Here is a 14,738-nt window from a genome sequence, read left to right on the forward strand (position 1 = left end):
AATCAGGAACGCTTTTCCGCGGTTCGCCAGTGCGTGGCGAGCTTGTCGAGTACGCCGTTCACGTAGCTGTGGCCGTGGTCGGCACCGAAGCGTTTGGTGACTTCGATCGCTTCGTTGAGGATGACCCGGTAAGGCACGTCCGGACGGTATTTCAGTTCGTAAGCCGCCAGACGCAGGACGGCGCGTTCGATCTGGTCGATCTGCTCGACTTCGCGATCGACGAACGGCTTTATGCCCTTGTCGAGTTCGGCGACGTGGCGTTCGACGCCGCGCAGCAGATCCTCGAAGTACTCCAGGTCGGCCACTTCCATGTCCTGCTCGTGGCGGAACTGCTCGATGACCTGCCCCATGCCGCTGCCGCCGACCTGCCAGGCATACAACGCCTGAAGCGCGCGACGACGGGCGCGCGAGCGGGCGGCGAGGTCGATACCGGACGGCTTGTTCATGATCCGAGCTTCGCGTACAGGTTGACCATTTCGAGCGCGGCAATGGCGGCATCCGCGCCCTTGTTGCCAGCCTTGGTGCCCGAGCGCTCGATGGCCTGCTCGATGCTGTCGGTGGTCAGGACGCCGAAGGCGACCGGCACGCCGGACGCATAGGCGGCCTGGGCCAGACCCTTGGCGGCTTCGCCGGCCACGTAGTCGAAGTGCGGCGTGGAACCGCGGATGACCGCGCCCAGACCGATCACGGCGGCATACTTGCCCGACAGGGCCACCTTGTTGGCCGCCAGTGCGATTTCCCAGGCACCGGGAACGCGGATGAGGTCGATGGCGTCGTCGGCGACACCGTGGCGGACCAGCGCATCGCGTGCGCCGGCAACCAGCGGTTCGACCACGAAACCGTTGAAACGGCCGGCGACGATGGCGAAACGGCCCTTGGGGGTGGCGAAATCGCCTTCGATGATCTTCATGGGTGGATTTCCTTCAAGGCGTCGGCCGCGGGGCGGCCTGGTATTTTACGGGTTTTCGGCCGGGCGCAGGTGGGGATGCCCGGCAAAGGTCAGGGTTGCCGCGTCGTTGTCGACCCGCAAACGGGCGGGGACGCCGAACGGCAGCGTGAATTTCGTAGGGCCATGCCCGAATGGCAGCCCCTGCACGATGGGAATGCCCGCCGCGGCCGCGATGCGCTCGATCGCGATGCCGAGGTCGTAGCCGTTGTCGTAATAGCTGAGGCGATAGCTCGTGAAATCGCCAAGAACCAGAGCTTGCTGCCGCTCCAGAATCCCGGCGTAAAGCAGGTGATAGAGCATCCGTTCCACCCGGTACGGCGGCTCGGCAACGTCTTCGACGAACAATATGCCGCCGTCGATCACGGGAAAGTACGGCGAACCGACCAGCCCGGAAAGCATGGCCAGGTTACCGCCCCAGAGAATGCCCTCGACATCGAGCCGCTCCGACGCCGCTCCCGGCCAGTGGGCGCCACCCTCGCGGGAACCGAGCGTGTCCCAGAAATGGGCCAGCGTGACGGAATCGGCCTCGGGCGCACCAAAGTCCGGCCCCAGCATCGGTCCGCCGAACGTGACCAGTCCGGCTTTGACGTACAGGGCGCACTGGATCGCCGTGAAGTCGCTGTGCCCGACGATCGGCAGAGGCGATGCGCCGAGCCGTTCGCGCAGGCCGTCGTAATCCAGCCGGGCGAGCAACGGATGCGCGCCGTAACCGCCGCGCACCGCCAGCACGATGTCAGGCAGCGGCACCGAGGGATCGGCCAGCGCGTTGATGTCGACGGCGCGCTCGGCGTCCGTTCCCGCGAAACGCAGGTGCCGGCGCTCGAGAACGGCGGCGCCGGAGATACGGTGGCCCTCCTCCTCGAACCGCACGATGCCCCGGCGCATCGCGTCGGGGTCGTGCGGGTAACCGGAGGGGGCGATCAGACGAATGTCGCGCGATGGACGCATGGGTCTTCTTTACGGGTGGACGGGCATGGCCATAGTGTCGCCTGAAAAGCGATCAGCCAACCTGCTCCACGACTTCCAGACCGAAGCCGGCGATACCGACGAGCTTGCGCGGCGTGCCCAGCACACGCAGCCGGCGGACGCCGAGGTCGGCGAGCATCTGCGCGCCGAGGCCATGCTGACGCCATTCGCGATGCTCGTCGCGCGGCGGAGCCACCGGTGCGGTGTCGCCTTTCAGGCGCGCCAGCAACGCTTCCGCCGTGTCCTCACCGGACAGCACGAGCAGGACGCCACGGTTTTCGTCCGCGATACGCCGCAATGCCTCGGTAACCGTATGGCCGAGGTCGGACCGGCGCAGGTGCAGCACATCGGACAAGGTGTTGCGTACGTGCACACGGGTGAGTACCGGCTCGCCGTCGGTGACATTGCCGCGCGTCAACGCGAAATGCAGGTCGTGGCGAATGGCGTCGCGATAGGCCACGAGGTGGAACTTACCGAACTCGGTGTCGACTTCTTCTTCGTGCACGCGCTGGACGGTCTTCTCGGTTTCGAGGCGATAACGGATCAGGTCGGCGATGGTGCCGATCTTCAGACCGTGCTTTCGCGCGAAGATTTCCAGTTCCGGCCGGCGGGCCATCGAGCCGTCGTCGTGCAGGATTTCGATAAGAATCGACGACGGTTCGCCCATGCCCGCCAGCGCGGCAAGGTCGCAACCCGCTTCCGTGTGACCGGCACGGGTAAGCACGCCGCCCGGCTGCGCGGTCAACGGAAACACGTGACCGGGCATATGGAGATCCGAAGGCTTGGCGCCCTGCGCCACCGCGACCTGGATGGTATGCGCGCGATCGTGCGCGGAGATGCCGGTGGTGACGCCTTCGGCGGCTTCGATCGAAACGGTGAAGTTGGTGTGGTACTGCGAACTGTTGTCGCTGACCATCGGTCGCAGACCAAGCTGTCGCGTGCGCTGCTCCGTCAGCGTGAGACAGAGCAGTCCGCGCGCTTCGCGCACCATGAAGTTGATGTCTTCGGGCCGCGCTTTCTCCGCGGCCATGATGATGTCGCCTTCGTTCTCGCGGTCTTCGTCGTCGAGGATGACGACCATTTTTCCGGCGCGGATGTCTTCGAGGATTTCGGGGATGGTGTTGAACGGCATGAGGTGTTCCGTAATAGGTAAGCGCCATCCGTGCGACGGATGGCGCGGAGTCAGGCGAAGCCGTGCTGCTTCAGGAACGCCTCGTCGAGGCGCGGCGCATCGCCGCTTGCCAGCAGCCGCTCCACGTAACGCGCGATCACGTCGACCTCGATATTCACCGCATCGCCCGCGCGGCGTGCCGCGAATGCGGTGTGCTCGACCGTATGAGGAATGAGATTGACGCCGAACCGCGTACCCTGCACTTCGTTGACGGTGAGACTGGTGCCGTCGATGCAGATGGAACCCTTGGCGGCGATATAGCGGGCAATGGATGCGGGAACCTCGAAGGTCCAGCGCTGCGAACGCCCGTCGGGCGTGACGGAAACGACCTTGCCCACGCCGTCCACATGCCCGGATACGAGATGGCCGCCCAGACGGTCGGCGAGACGCAGCGCTTTTTCCAGATTCACCGGATCGCCGGCTTTGTGTTTGCCGAGCGAGGTATGGGAAAGCGTTTCGTTCGAGACATCGGCCGCGAAGCCGTGTTCGTCGAAAGAAATGACAGTGAGGCAGACGCCCGAGACAGCGATGCTGTCGCCGAGGGCGACATCGCGCATGTCGAGATCGCCGGTACCGACCACCAGACGGACATCGCCGCCACGGGGTTCCAGCCGCGCGATGCGGCCAACACTCTGGATGATGCCGGTAAACATCAGCAGTGGCCTCCTACGGAGGCGATAACGCTTGTACGGATTTTCATGAAACGTTTCCCGCGCGAAGTATGCGAAAAACGCCCCAAGGCGCATGGCGGCACATTCCCCCGAAAGGGAGCGTACCGGCCGTCTTCTTTCATCCGGACTTTCGGGCGACGTTCGCACGCCACCTCAACCGTCGGCTCCGGCATTCGACCGGATCTGCTGACCCTTCGCAACTTCACGAAGGCGCTCGCGGGCTTGTCCCCGAGGGGACCTACCGCCGGTGGGGAATTTCGCCCCGCCCTGAAGACGCTACTAGTGCCGGCCCCGTGAAGGCAGGCCCGGCAAGGATATCACGTGGGGCCTGGGGCTCCGGGATCAAGGCCGTAGAACGCGATCCATGACCCAACTGGTCCGCGCACCGGTCGTGCCGGTCGACGGGCAGCGACCCTGCCCCGTCAGCTCGGCCACGATCGTTTCGATCAACGGCTGCTGGATGTGCTGGGGGTTGGCGATGTCGAACACCTCGACCTGGCCACCGGCATCCAGCAGGATCGGCGACTCGCCGAACGTGGCGAATGTGATGCGGCCGGCATCGCCGACGATTTCGGTGCGGTCCTCGCGTCGGTCGGCGCCGAAATTCCACAGGCCGGTACCGAGGACGCCGCTTCCGAACGCGAAACTCATCGCCACGGTGTCCTCGGCCGGATAGGCGCGAAGCTGGTTCGATGCGACGCCACTGACCGATACGATCGGGCCCAGCAGGAAGTCGAGGATGTCGAGCGTGTGGCAGCCGATGTCGACGAAGATCCCGCCGCCGGATATGTCTGGCAGCACGGTCCACGGAAGGTTCGCCGGATCGCGATAACGGTCGTCCAGCGGATGGTGCAGCATCGTGTTTACGATGCGCGGTCGACCGATCGCTCCCGCCGCCAGCAGGTCGGCGATTTTTCGGAAGCGCGGCAGCATGCGCCGGTAGTAAGCGACGAACACCGGTACCCCGGCCACATGACCCGCGCGCACGATGTCTTCGCATTCGGCGTGATCGAGCGCCATGGGCTTCTCGATGTAGACCGGCTTGCCAGCTTCGATGCACATCAGTGCGTATTGCCGATGCGACGACGGCGGCGTAGCGACGTATATGGCGTCCACCTGGGGATCGGCTATCAATGCCGCCGCATCGTCGTACCAACGAGGAACGCCATGCCGCTCGGCATAGTCGCGCGCCAGCTCGCCGTCGCGTCGCATGACCGCGACCAGCGACGAGTTCGGAATTTTCCCGAACGCGGGTCCGCTTTTGACTTCGGTGACGTTACCGCAACCGATAATGCCCCAGCGCACCGCCGACAACGCCGTCATGCCGCCGGTCGCAAGGTCAGGCGCATATCGTCGCCGACCTGGCGACGATCCACGGTCCGCAGTTTCCAGCGCGTCGTCATATCGTCCAGCGGCGGAAGGTTGAGTAGCGGGCGGCCGGTATGTCCAAGGAGGATGGGCGCGATATAGATGACCAGTTCGTCCGCGAGCCCTGCGGCGAGCAGCGCGCCGCATAAGGTGGGACCGGCCTCCACGTGGACTTCGTTGACGTTGTGCCTGGCCAGCCAGTGCATGACCGCGGCAAGATCGAGCCCGTCGCCGTCGGTGCGGATCGTGTCGCGCCGGACACCCGTCAGGTGGGCGGGTACCGGAGTATCAGCCCCGTGCAGCAGCCATGTCGGCGCGGCATCGTCCAGCACGTGTGCCCCGGCAGGTGTACATAACAGCCGGTCGACGATCACGCGCATCGGCGGAACAAACGCTTCGTCGCCGGGCAAGCGCACCGTCAGTCGCGGATCGTCGCCGAGTACCGTACCGCTGGCGGAAAGGATGGCCGAACTGCGCGCGCGTAACCGCTGCACATCGGCACGTGCCGCTTCGCCCGTGATCCACTTCGACTCGCCGTTGGCGAGCGCGGTGCGTCCGTCCAGACTCATGGCGAGTTTCACGCGCACCCAGGGGCGCTGCCGTTCGATCCGGCTGAAGAAACCGATGTTCAGATCGCGCGCCGCCTCGTGCATCAGACCGACCTGCACGCCGATGCCCGCGTCGCGCAGCTTCGCGATGCCCGCGCCGTCGACCTTCGGAAACGGATCTTCCACGGCGACGACGACACGCCCCACACCCGCGGCGATCAGCGCGTCGGCACAGGGCGGCGTTCTGCCGTGATGCGCGCAGGGTTCCAGCGTGACGTACGCCGTCGCGCCGCGAGCCGATTCACCCGCTTCGCGCAGCGCGAACACTTCGGCATGCGGCTGCCCCGCACGCGGATGCCAACCCGTGCCAAGCACGGTGTCGCCACGCGCGACGACGCAGCCAACGCGAGGATTCGGCTGGGTGGTGTAGAGACCTTTCGCAGCCAGGCGCAGGGCATGCGCCATGTGGAGATGGTCGACGGCGGGGAAGAAGGGACGGGTCATGTGAGAGCGGGATGGGGGATGGGAGGTGGGGGCGCATGGTTGTACAGCGAGGTATGACTGAGAGTAGCGCACGGAGCGTTTCGATCTCCGTCGGCGCGCATATGTACGCCCCCACTACCCATCCCCCACCTCCGCTTTTACGTCCCCTTCCTGCCCCTCTTCACCACATCCAGCAGAGGCAACTGAAGTCCCTCGATAGACGGCAGATCCCGCTCCAGTTTCTCGATTTCTTCGCGGAACGCATGGACGTCCTCGAAGCGACGATAGACCGATGCGAATCGTACGTAGGCGACCTGATCGAGCTTCTTGAGTTCGCGCATGACCAGCTCGCCGACCTGACGTGAAGGCACTTCGCGATCGCCACTGCGGCGAAGGTCGTTGATGACGGCGTGTACGGCGATATCCACCGCATCGCTGGCGACGGGACGTTTCTGCAACGCACGGTCGAAGCTCACGCGCAGTTTCTGTTCGTCGAACGCTTCGCGACGATCGCCGGATTTGACAATCGCCGGAAGTTTCAGTTCCGCCGTCTCGAACGTATTGAAACGTTCGCCGCACTGGGGACACTCGCGTCGCCGCCGCACCGTGCTGCCGTCCTCGGTAAGACGGGAGTCGATGACGCGGGTGTCTTCGTGCTGGCAGAAAGGACAGTGCATGGTTGAGCTTTAGTCAGCTCAGCCGTAGACCGGGAACGATCTGCACTGCGCCGTGACCTTGTCGCGAACCGTGGCGATCACCGCTTCGTCGGCGGGTGCGTCGAGCACGTCGCAGATCCAGCTCGTCAGTTCGACGGTGTCGGCTTCCTTGTAGCCACGCGTCGTGATCGCGGGCGTGCCGACACGCAGGCCCGAGGTGACGAACGGCGAACGCGGATCGTTCGGCACCGCGTTTTTGTTCACGGTGATGTGCGCCTTGCCGAGGGCCGCTTCCGCGTCCTTGCCAGTGGTGTCGCGACCGATCATGTCGATCAGCATGAGGTGGTTTTCGGTGCCACCGGAGACGATTTTGTAACCGCGCTCCATGAACGTTCTGGCCATGGCCTTGGCGTTCTTCACCACCTGCTGCTGATACGTCTTGAATTCCGGCTCCAGCGCTTCCTTGAATGCCACGGCCTTGGCGGCGATGACGTGCATCAGGGGGCCGCCCTGAATGCCCGGGAATACGACGGACTGGAGTTTCTTCTCGATCTCTTCGCCGGCACCCTTCGCCACGATGATGCCGCCGCGCGGACCGCGCAGCGTCTTGTGGGTGGTGGAGGTGACCACGTGGGCGTGCGGCAAGGGGCTGGGATAGACGCCGGCGGCGACCAGACCGGCGATATGCGCCATATCGACGAAGAGGTATGCGCCGACCTTGTCGGCGATCTCGCGGAAACGCGCCCAGTCGAGCACCTGCGAATACGCCGAGAAACCGGCGACGATCATCTTCGGCTTGTGCTCGACGGCGAGTTTCTCGATCTCGGCATAGTCGACCAGACCGGTGTCAGGCTGGATACCGTACTGGACCGCATTGAATATCTTGCCCGAGAGATTGACCTTGGCGCCGTGGGTCAGGTGACCGCCGTGCGCGAGGCTCATGCCCAGGATGGTGTCGCCCGGCTGCAGGAGGGCGAAGTAGACCGCCTGGTTGGCCTGCGAGCCCGAATGCGGCTGCACGTTGGCGTAGTCGGCGTCAAAAAGCTGTTTCAGGCGCTCGATCGCCAGCTTTTCGGCGATATCCACGTATTCGCAGCCACCGTAGTAGCGCTTGCCGGGATAGCCTTCGGCGTACTTATTGGTCAGGACCGAGCCCTGGGCCTCCATGACGCGCGGGCTGGCGTAGTTCTCCGAAGCGATCAGTTCGACGTGATCCTCCTGGCGGCGTGCCTCGTGGGCGATAGCCTTGGCCAGTTCGTCGTCGTAACCGGCGATGGTGCAGTCCTTCGGAAACATCCTGACCTCGTTAGCGGGAAGCGGGGAAGAGCGAAAGTGTAGCGCCCACGCGGGTTTGCGGCCACTGGCGCGAAAAACACCTCGGCGGAGCGCCCTGGAGGCCGGTGCGTGCCGGGATATACCGCTTCAGCACCATCCGGATCTTACGAGCACGCATTCGCTGACGCGCCGTGGGCGCTCGCCGCAGTCGACGGCGCGCCGATGCCCGTCACCGGGATGCATGCCCTACGGGGATACTTTCCGGCCGGCAATCGCGCCGGGCAAGGTTAGAAAACAAGGAGGTTTCCATGCCATCAAACATCCAGCGGTCGCTACCTTTTGTCGCCGTGCTCATGGCGGCGCATATGGCCGGCAGCGCCTACGCAACGACTCCCGCCATTTCCCAGGTGGTCGCCGAATTCGACAAGGCCGTATCGGCCGGGTTGCCCCAGGTGCTTCGGCTACCGCCCGAATCCCACCTGCCGCACGAGCCGCGCACCAGCGCCCAACGTCTCAGCCCGGACGAGCGCACGCAGTCGCTCGACCTGGTCGTGCAATCGCGCATGCGATCGACCGTTATATTTCCCGACGATACGGTCGCCACACTCTACGACGCCGACTGGAACGGCACACCCGTCGTGATTACGCGCATCGGCGATCGCCTGGACATTACCTCGCACGACGCGGAAGCGATCGACGTCACCGGATTTGTCGCCAATAGCGATCGGGTCGATCACCACGGCGTCCCCGTTTCCAGCTCTCCCGTCGATGCCGGACCGCATGCTCGTAGAGCCGACGTCGATGCCAGCCCCGTCGTCAATGAGCGCGCAGCACCGATCATGGGCACCGCCTCGCCATATATCCCTGGCATCGATTTCTGGATATTCGTCCACGACGACGCGCTCGCGACCGGAATCCAACGTATCCACTCCGAGTATGTCGCGTGGTGGATCGCCGATCTCCAGCGCAATGTCATCACCGATCGGGACTTGCGCGTATGGTATCGCCACAAGATACCGACCGTTACCGATTTCAATTACGCCGACCGCCCTTCCCTGGTTACGGAGTGGCAGAACACGGCAAGGGCCTATTTTCTGGAGCGTGAGGCTCCACGTCGCCCCCAGGACAAGTACCTGCTGCTGACCCGGAAATTGATTCGCCATAACGTAGAAGGCCGAGCACAGCAGGGGGGCGAAGCCGGGCTAGCCAGTCTTCATGGCGATGTCCTGGTTATCGGACACGAATTCGGACACATGCTGGGCGCTACCCACGAAGACAGCGAAGTGCGCGGATGCGGATTGTGGGCATGTCACACCACCATGGATCCCGGCTCTTTCGGGAGTTTTTTCCGGGCGGCGACATTCGACTACTCGTCAAGGAATAAAGCCAATATCCGGGCATCCCTGCCCTGATAAATCGCCAGGAAGGCAGTGCGCGCGCCGTCGCCCCTACGCTCATGGAGCAGCAACCACCGTGGAACTCAAACTAATCAGCCCCGCGATCTTCGTATGCATTGCAAGTGTCGGAACATGTCTGTTCCAGAACACGGCCTTCGCCATGCCATCGTCGCCAGTTCGCAACGACGATCTTCTCGTTCGTTTCGATGCAACAGTGGCTGCCGGACTTCCCGGACAAATAAAAGTACCGGCAGCAAACCGCCGCGGGAAGCATTCCGCCGCATCCGACGATCTGCGAATCCTCTCGGCACTGGATGTCGACGTCCACCTTCCGTGCCAGATATCCAGTGTCATCTACGACGCGACATGGCGCGGCAGTCCGGCCGTCGTTACCCGAGCGGGCAATCATCTGGGCATTTCTTCCGTATCGGAGAACGGCCTCGACATCTCCGAGTTCATTTCCGGAAACGACGGGGTGCCGCCGGAATGTCCGGACGACGTCGCCCACGCGCCGGATAACCTCGCCAAAGCAGGGCGTGCCGGAGCCTCGCTGGAAAGAACGGAGGAAGCGTCCAACACGCCGCCCGCACTCGACCCGGACCAGTTGACTTTCCACCTGTTCATCCACGACGACAATCGCGACCTCGCGACGGACCGTTTCGATGCCTCACATGTCGCCTGGTGGATAGCCGACTTGAAGAAACACGCGCTGCCAGAAGAAAAACTGAAGGTCGTATATCACCGCCGGATAAAGGGTGTGACAGACGTCCGTTACGGTCACGAAGATACGCTGCAGGACTGGACCGACGTCATGGTGGACTACGTGGAAGGACACGGCATCCCATATACCCCCCGGCACAAGTTCTTACTGGTCACACCAACCATACCCTCGCCCGGGCGCGCCGGCCACGCGTGGCCGCGAGGAAACTTCGCCGTGGCGACAATAGACAATAGCTACCCCGTCATCGCGCATGAATTCGGCCACTTACTGGGTGCAAGGCACGAAGACAGCGAGGTGCGTTTCTACGGATGGTGGTGCGAGACAAACATGATTTCTCCGAGCATCTCGCTGCGTAGCAATTGTTATGTCTTCTCAAAAAAAGCGGATGAGCATATACGGGAACATGTATATCAATAAACACAGTTCCGAGTCCGATGCCGCCGGCATGCCGCGGAACACGGAACACGGAACGATAGCGCATCGCTCCACATGAACGCAGAAGGGCGGCATCGGGCCGCCCTTCTGCAATGCATCCGTCCATCGCCTCACCGAGAAGGACCGGATGTCAATCCACCGACATATCGCGCAACGTGCTTGGCGAATGCTCCTTCAGAACCGGGAAAGATCCATTTTTGTATACTTGCCGGATAGTCCGTTGATTCGCAGGCGAGTACGTATAGCAGTTCGAACGAAGCAACGAGTGCGCATCGAGCATATTGGTTTCGCAAGCCCAACCATTGAAACCTGTGTCGGCATTGGCATGGGTGGCGCCGAGCATATGACCGAACTCGTGTGCGAACGTTGGATACGGCCCCCGGATCGATGCAATGCCTTCGATGCCGAGCTGCCAGCTGATGCCGGCGACACCGTAGTAGGGCAGCGCTTTGGTGATGAGCAGGTACTTGTGACGCCACGTTTGGTTTTCCAGCGGAAGACCTTCGACCTGAGCATACGCATGTACCGCATCGGACCAGTCGTCGAGAATTTTTTTCTGGCCGTAGGGGATATCGGTAACGCCGGCCACGCGACCGCTGTACAGAACGTGTACTGGCTCGCCGAGCAATACTCTTCGCAAATCGGCTAACCACCAGGCGACGAATCCGGCATGAATGTCATGTGGATCGGTACCACTCGTATCGTCGTGCGGGAACAGGTAGAAAGTCAGCTCGTCGTCGGGATATCGCGGCGATGGAAGCCCGGGCGGTGCCGCTTTCGCACCGGCATTCGCGCGCGCCGCCGAATCGGCAGATTCAGACGCATTGTCCGTCTCGCCGCCGATATAGATATGCGGCTCGGCATTGCCGGTGACGAAGCCAGTGACGACGACGCCATCCTTGCCGGGGATACTGATATCCAGATGTTCGCCCGAGCGCGTCACGACAGCCGGACTTCCCTGCCACATAGCCGCGTACATGGTGCCTGGCGCTTCGCCGGGAAAGACGACGTCGACATCAAGGGACGTCTCGATAATCAGGTCCGCCAGGCCGGTCTTTCGCGTGACGCCGGGGGATGCGCCGGGAACGACAAGCGTGCGGGGCAATCCGGCCGCCACCGCCTCATCGAAGAGGGACACAATGTCACGGGGTGCATTGCCATCTTTGCCTTGAGCAAACGCCACGGCGGGAAGGCCGGCGAATGCCGCACAAGGCAGCCAGATCAGGGATCGGCGAATCAAGGGAGAAAAGATCATGGACGTTCCTTCGCTATCGAATGGTAAACCGGTGTCCCATATCGACACCGGCACTCACCATACAAAATCAATACGTCTTCGAACGTCCCGGGACAGTCGTCACCGCATCTCCCGACAACCTCCGACGATCCAATCCGACGTTCTCTCGCGATCTCGCCCTCGTCCGTTTCCCGCCTGTTCCGGAACACACTCCATACGGTACGCGTCACGACATATGGCCATCCATTCGCCGCGATACACAGCAACATCACCCCCATCCACATCATGAACAAGGAAGCCCATGACACCCCCGCTCATCCGAATCCGGAACCGATGTATCGCCGCCGCTTCCGCACTCTGCCTCGGCGGTTTCCCGACTATCGCTTTCGCCGCGGAGTCAGCCAAAGAGCCGCCACTGACCTTCCACATATTCGCGCACGACGATATCCAGGACAGCGAAGCACAGCGGGTGCAAACCCGGCTGCTGTCCTGGTGGCTGGCCGACATGGTCGACACAGTGCTGCGGGGCTGGAATATCCAGACGAAAATTTACCGGCACGTGCCTGGCGTTACGGATGTTGCGTACGGCGACAACGAATCCCATGAACGCTGGAAGGAAAAGGTCACCGACTTCGCCGGGAAGAACGGTCTACGAATCGACGGCTGGAACAAATTCATGTTGCTCACCAGCACCAACCCCTTCCCCGGCGCGGTCGGAATCGCCAAGCATCAGGACCATTTCGCACTGGCATCCATCAACGGCAATGCCAGCGCCGTCGCGCACGAATTCGGGCACACCCTTGGCGCGACGCATGAGGATGCCAGGGTCCGGGGCAGCGACGCTTGGTGGTGCCAGACCAATATGGCTCCCGCCGCTGCCCTGATTTATAAAAATTGCCGAGCCTATAGCCCGGAAAACCAGGTGCGCATCCGTACCTATGTGACCGAACTGGCCCTGCCGTCCCCCTGATCCCGGGGCTGGGGCTGGGCGGGGGCTGGGAAACGGGCTTGCCCCGGCCGCCTTCATGAACGAAGCCCTCCCTTCCCGCGAAGACAGGGCAGACCCCTCCGGGACACGATATAATTGGGGTTTGCCCACCCGGAGCCACCGCACCGGGGGCGCGGCATCGCCTGACGGAGCGCCCATGCAATACATCTACACCATGAACGGGGTCAGCAAGATCGTTCCCCCGAAGCGCCAGATCATCAAGGACATCTCCCTCTCGTTTTTCCCCGGCGCCAAGATCGGCCTGCTGGGCGTGAACGGCGCGGGTAAGTCCACGGTCCTCAAGATCATGGCCGGCGTCGATACCGACTTCCAGGGCGAAGCGCGCGCCAATCCCGGCACCAAGATCGGCTACCTGGCTCAGGAACCACAGCTCGATCCCGAGAAGACCGTCCGCGAGGCCGTTGAGGAGGGCGTGTCTGAAATCCTGGACGCCCAGAAGCGTCTCGACGAAATCTACGCGGCCTACGCCGAAGAAGGCGCTGATTTCGACAAGCTGGCCGAAGAACAGCAGAAACTCGAAAACCTGCTGGCAGCCAACGACGCGCACGCGCTCGAGCGCCAGTTGGAAGTCGCCGCCGACGCTCTCCGCCTGCCGGCATGGGACGCGAAGATCGGCCCTCTGTCCGGTGGTGAGAAACGCCGCGTAGCGCTGTGCCGCCTGCTGCTCTCCAAACCGGACATGCTGCTGCTCGACGAACCCACCAACCATCTGGACGCCGAGTCGGTCGACTGGCTCGAGCAGTTCCTGCACGACTACCCGGGCACGGTCGTCGCGGTGACCCATGACCGCTACTTCCTCGACAACGCCGCCGAGTGGATCCTCGAGCTCGATCGCGGCCGCGGCATTCCCTGGAAGGGCAATTACACCGAGTGGCTGGAGCAGAAGGACGAGCGCCTGAAGCGCGAGGAAGCCACCGAAAAGGGCCGTCAGAAGGCCATCGCGCGCGAGCTCGAGTGGGTCCGCTCGGCATCGAAGGGACGCCAGTCGAAGGGCAAGGCACGCCTGAACCGCTTCGAGGAACTGAACTCGGTCGACTACCAGAAGCGCAACGAAACGAACGAACTGTATATCCCGCCGGGCGAGCGCCTGGGCCAGGAAGTCATCGAGTTCAAGAACGTTTCGAAGTCCTTCGGCGACCGCATGCTGATCGACGACCTGTCGTTCAAGGTGCCGCCCGGCGCCATCGTCGGCGTCATCGGTCCCAACGGCGCCGGCAAGTCGACGCTGTTCAAGCTGATCACCGGCAAGGAAACGGCGGACAGCGGCGAAGTGAAACTGGGCCATACGGTTCAGCTGGCCTATGTCGACCAGTCGCGCGACAACCTCGATCCGAAGAAGAATGTCTGGGAAGAAGTATCCGGCGGTGCCGACATCATCACGATCGGTCGCTACGAACTTCAGTCGCGTGCCTACATCGGCCGCTTCAATTTCAAGGGCACCGACCAGCAGAAGATCGTCGGCAGCCTGTCCGGCGGTGAGCGCGGTCGCCTGCACCTGGCCAAGACGCTGATGCAGGGCGGCAACGTGCTACTGCTCGACGAACCGTCGAACGATCTGGACGTCGAAACGCTGCGCGCCCTCGAAGACGCGATGCTGGAATTCCCCGGCTGCGCCATGGTCATCTCGCATGATCGCTGGTTCCTCGATCGCATCGCCACGCATATCCTCTCGTTCGAAGGCGATTCGCACGTCGAGTTCTTCCCGGGCAACTACAACGAGTACGAAGCCGACAAGAAGCGCCGCCTCGGCGACAATGCAGGCCCGAAGCGCGTGAAGTACAAGAAGCTGGTCTGATCCGGCTGAGGGGGCGGGCCGTGCGCCCGCCCCTTAGTTCTCAAGCGTCCGCCCGATTCG

At 63.0% G+C, this 14,738-nt stretch carries 14 protein-coding genes and 1 riboswitch; of the genes, 4 read left to right on the forward strand and 10 right to left on the reverse strand.

Features of this window, described 5'->3' with window-relative positions:
- Nucleotides 1–2: 2 nt before the first annotated feature.
- The 9 genes from nusB to glyA all read right to left on the reverse strand — a co-directional run bounded on the left by nusB (nt 3) and on the right by glyA (nt 8,108).
- Complete coding sequence (gene nusB, locus AC3IR3_RS16195) at nt 3–446, reverse strand: transcription antitermination factor NusB (protein WP_207906828.1); 444 nt, start codon at nt 444–446, stop codon at nt 3–5.
- A complete protein-coding gene (ribH, locus tag AC3IR3_RS16200) occupies nt 443–910 on the reverse strand; it encodes a 6,7-dimethyl-8-ribityllumazine synthase (protein WP_132144253.1) in 468 nt (155 codons plus the stop codon). Before ribH ends, nusB begins: the two co-directional genes overlap by 4 nt.
- A 45-nt stretch (nt 911–955) precedes the next feature.
- Complete coding sequence (gene ldcA, locus AC3IR3_RS16205) at nt 956–1,897, reverse strand: muramoyltetrapeptide carboxypeptidase (RefSeq protein ID WP_489193620.1); 942 nt, start codon at nt 1,895–1,897, stop codon at nt 956–958.
- A gap of 52 nt (nt 1,898–1,949) precedes the next feature.
- A complete protein-coding gene (gene ribB / locus AC3IR3_RS16210) occupies nt 1,950–3,047 on the reverse strand; it encodes a 3,4-dihydroxy-2-butanone-4-phosphate synthase (protein WP_132144249.1) in 1,098 nt (365 codons plus the stop codon).
- Nucleotides 3,048–3,097: 50 nt separating this feature from the next.
- Complete coding sequence (locus tag AC3IR3_RS16215; RefSeq protein ID WP_489193622.1) at nt 3,098–3,739, reverse strand: riboflavin synthase; 642 nt, start codon at nt 3,737–3,739, stop codon at nt 3,098–3,100.
- 124 nt (nt 3,740–3,863) lie between these two features.
- Nucleotides 3,864–4,036: riboswitch (FMN riboswitch) on the reverse strand.
- Nucleotides 4,037–4,099: 63 nt separating this feature from the next.
- Nucleotides 4,100–5,080 (reverse strand): Gfo/Idh/MocA family protein, encoded by a 981-nt coding sequence (locus tag AC3IR3_RS16220; protein ID WP_489193624.1) that lies wholly within the window; start codon nt 5,078–5,080, stop codon nt 4,100–4,102.
- On the reverse strand, nt 5,077–6,177 hold the full coding sequence (gene ribD / locus AC3IR3_RS16225; protein WP_489193626.1) for a bifunctional diaminohydroxyphosphoribosylaminopyrimidine deaminase/5-amino-6-(5-phosphoribosylamino)uracil reductase RibD: 1,101 nt from the start codon (nt 6,175–6,177) through the stop codon (nt 5,077–5,079). Before ribD ends, AC3IR3_RS16220 begins: the two co-directional genes overlap by 4 nt.
- A 137-nt stretch (nt 6,178–6,314) precedes the next feature.
- A complete protein-coding gene (nrdR, locus tag AC3IR3_RS16230; protein WP_489193628.1) occupies nt 6,315–6,833 on the reverse strand; it encodes a transcriptional regulator NrdR in 519 nt (172 codons plus the stop codon).
- A gap of 18 nt (nt 6,834–6,851) precedes the next feature.
- Nucleotides 6,852–8,108 carry a serine hydroxymethyltransferase gene (gene glyA, locus AC3IR3_RS16235; protein ID WP_489193630.1) on the reverse strand — a complete coding sequence of 419 codons (1,257 nt, stop codon included), beginning with the start codon at nt 8,106–8,108 and terminating at the stop codon, nt 6,852–6,854.
- 287 nt (nt 8,109–8,395) lie between these two features.
- Between glyA and AC3IR3_RS16240 the strand changes: the two genes are divergently transcribed.
- Nucleotides 8,396–9,499, forward strand: coding sequence for a hypothetical protein (locus AC3IR3_RS16240; protein ID WP_489193632.1), 1,104 nt, complete (start codon nt 8,396–8,398; stop codon nt 9,497–9,499).
- Between the two features lie 199 nt (nt 9,500–9,698).
- Nucleotides 9,699–10,622, forward strand: a complete 924-nt coding sequence (locus AC3IR3_RS16245; protein ID WP_489193634.1) for a zinc metalloprotease — start codon at nt 9,699–9,701, stop codon at nt 10,620–10,622.
- Nucleotides 10,623–10,770: 148 nt separating this feature from the next.
- On the opposite strand, the gene AC3IR3_RS16250 is transcribed toward AC3IR3_RS16245, so the two are convergent.
- Entirely contained in the window at nt 10,771–11,895 is a 1,125-nt protein-coding gene (locus AC3IR3_RS16250) for a hypothetical protein (RefSeq protein WP_489193636.1), read from the reverse strand.
- A 280-nt stretch (nt 11,896–12,175) separates the two neighbouring features.
- On the opposite strand from AC3IR3_RS16250, the gene AC3IR3_RS16255 reads away from it, so the two are divergent.
- Nucleotides 12,176–12,844 (forward strand): hypothetical protein, encoded by a 669-nt coding sequence (locus AC3IR3_RS16255; RefSeq protein WP_489193637.1) that lies wholly within the window; start codon nt 12,176–12,178, stop codon nt 12,842–12,844.
- 175 nt (nt 12,845–13,019) lie between these two features.
- Nucleotides 13,020–14,678, forward strand: a complete 1,659-nt coding sequence (gene ettA, locus AC3IR3_RS16260) for an energy-dependent translational throttle protein EttA (RefSeq protein ID WP_132144231.1) — start codon at nt 13,020–13,022, stop codon at nt 14,676–14,678.
- Nucleotides 14,679–14,738: the final 60 nt, after the last annotated feature.

The organism is Luteibacter sp. GL_149 (assembly GCF_057834065.1).

What these genes read in the sequence shown, in the direction of transcription:
- nusB (WP_207906828.1), bottom strand. Translation starts at nt 446, where the DNA reads ATGAACAAGCCGTCCGGTATCGACCTCGCCGCCCGCTCGCGCGCCCGT.
- AC3IR3_RS16220 (WP_489193624.1), bottom strand. Translation starts at nt 5,080, where the DNA reads ATGACGGCGTTGTCGGCGGTGCGCTGGGGCATTATCGGTTGCGGTAAC.
- ribH (WP_132144253.1), bottom strand. Translation starts at nt 910, where the DNA reads ATGAAGATCATCGAAGGCGATTTCGCCACCCCCAAGGGCCGTTTCGCC.
- ldcA (WP_489193620.1), bottom strand. Translation starts at nt 1,897, where the DNA reads ATGCGTCCATCGCGCGACATTCGTCTGATCGCCCCCTCCGGTTACCCG.
- ribB (WP_132144249.1), bottom strand. Translation starts at nt 3,047, where the DNA reads ATGCCGTTCAACACCATCCCCGAAATCCTCGAAGACATCCGCGCCGGA.
- glyA (WP_489193630.1), bottom strand. Translation starts at nt 8,108, where the DNA reads ATGTTTCCGAAGGACTGCACCATCGCCGGTTACGACGACGAACTGGCC.
- AC3IR3_RS16240 (WP_489193632.1), top strand. Translation starts at nt 8,396, where the DNA reads ATGCCATCAAACATCCAGCGGTCGCTACCTTTTGTCGCCGTGCTCATG.
- ettA (WP_132144231.1), top strand. Translation starts at nt 13,020, where the DNA reads ATGCAATACATCTACACCATGAACGGGGTCAGCAAGATCGTTCCCCCG.
- ribD (WP_489193626.1), bottom strand. Translation starts at nt 6,177, where the DNA reads ATGACCCGTCCCTTCTTCCCCGCCGTCGACCATCTCCACATGGCGCAT.
- AC3IR3_RS16215 (WP_489193622.1), bottom strand. Translation starts at nt 3,739, where the DNA reads ATGTTTACCGGCATCATCCAGAGTGTTGGCCGCATCGCGCGGCTGGAA.
- AC3IR3_RS16255 (WP_489193637.1), top strand. Translation starts at nt 12,176, where the DNA reads ATGACACCCCCGCTCATCCGAATCCGGAACCGATGTATCGCCGCCGCT.
- nrdR (WP_489193628.1), bottom strand. Translation starts at nt 6,833, where the DNA reads ATGCACTGTCCTTTCTGCCAGCACGAAGACACCCGCGTCATCGACTCC.
- AC3IR3_RS16250 (WP_489193636.1), bottom strand. Translation starts at nt 11,895, where the DNA reads ATGATCTTTTCTCCCTTGATTCGCCGATCCCTGATCTGGCTGCCTTGT.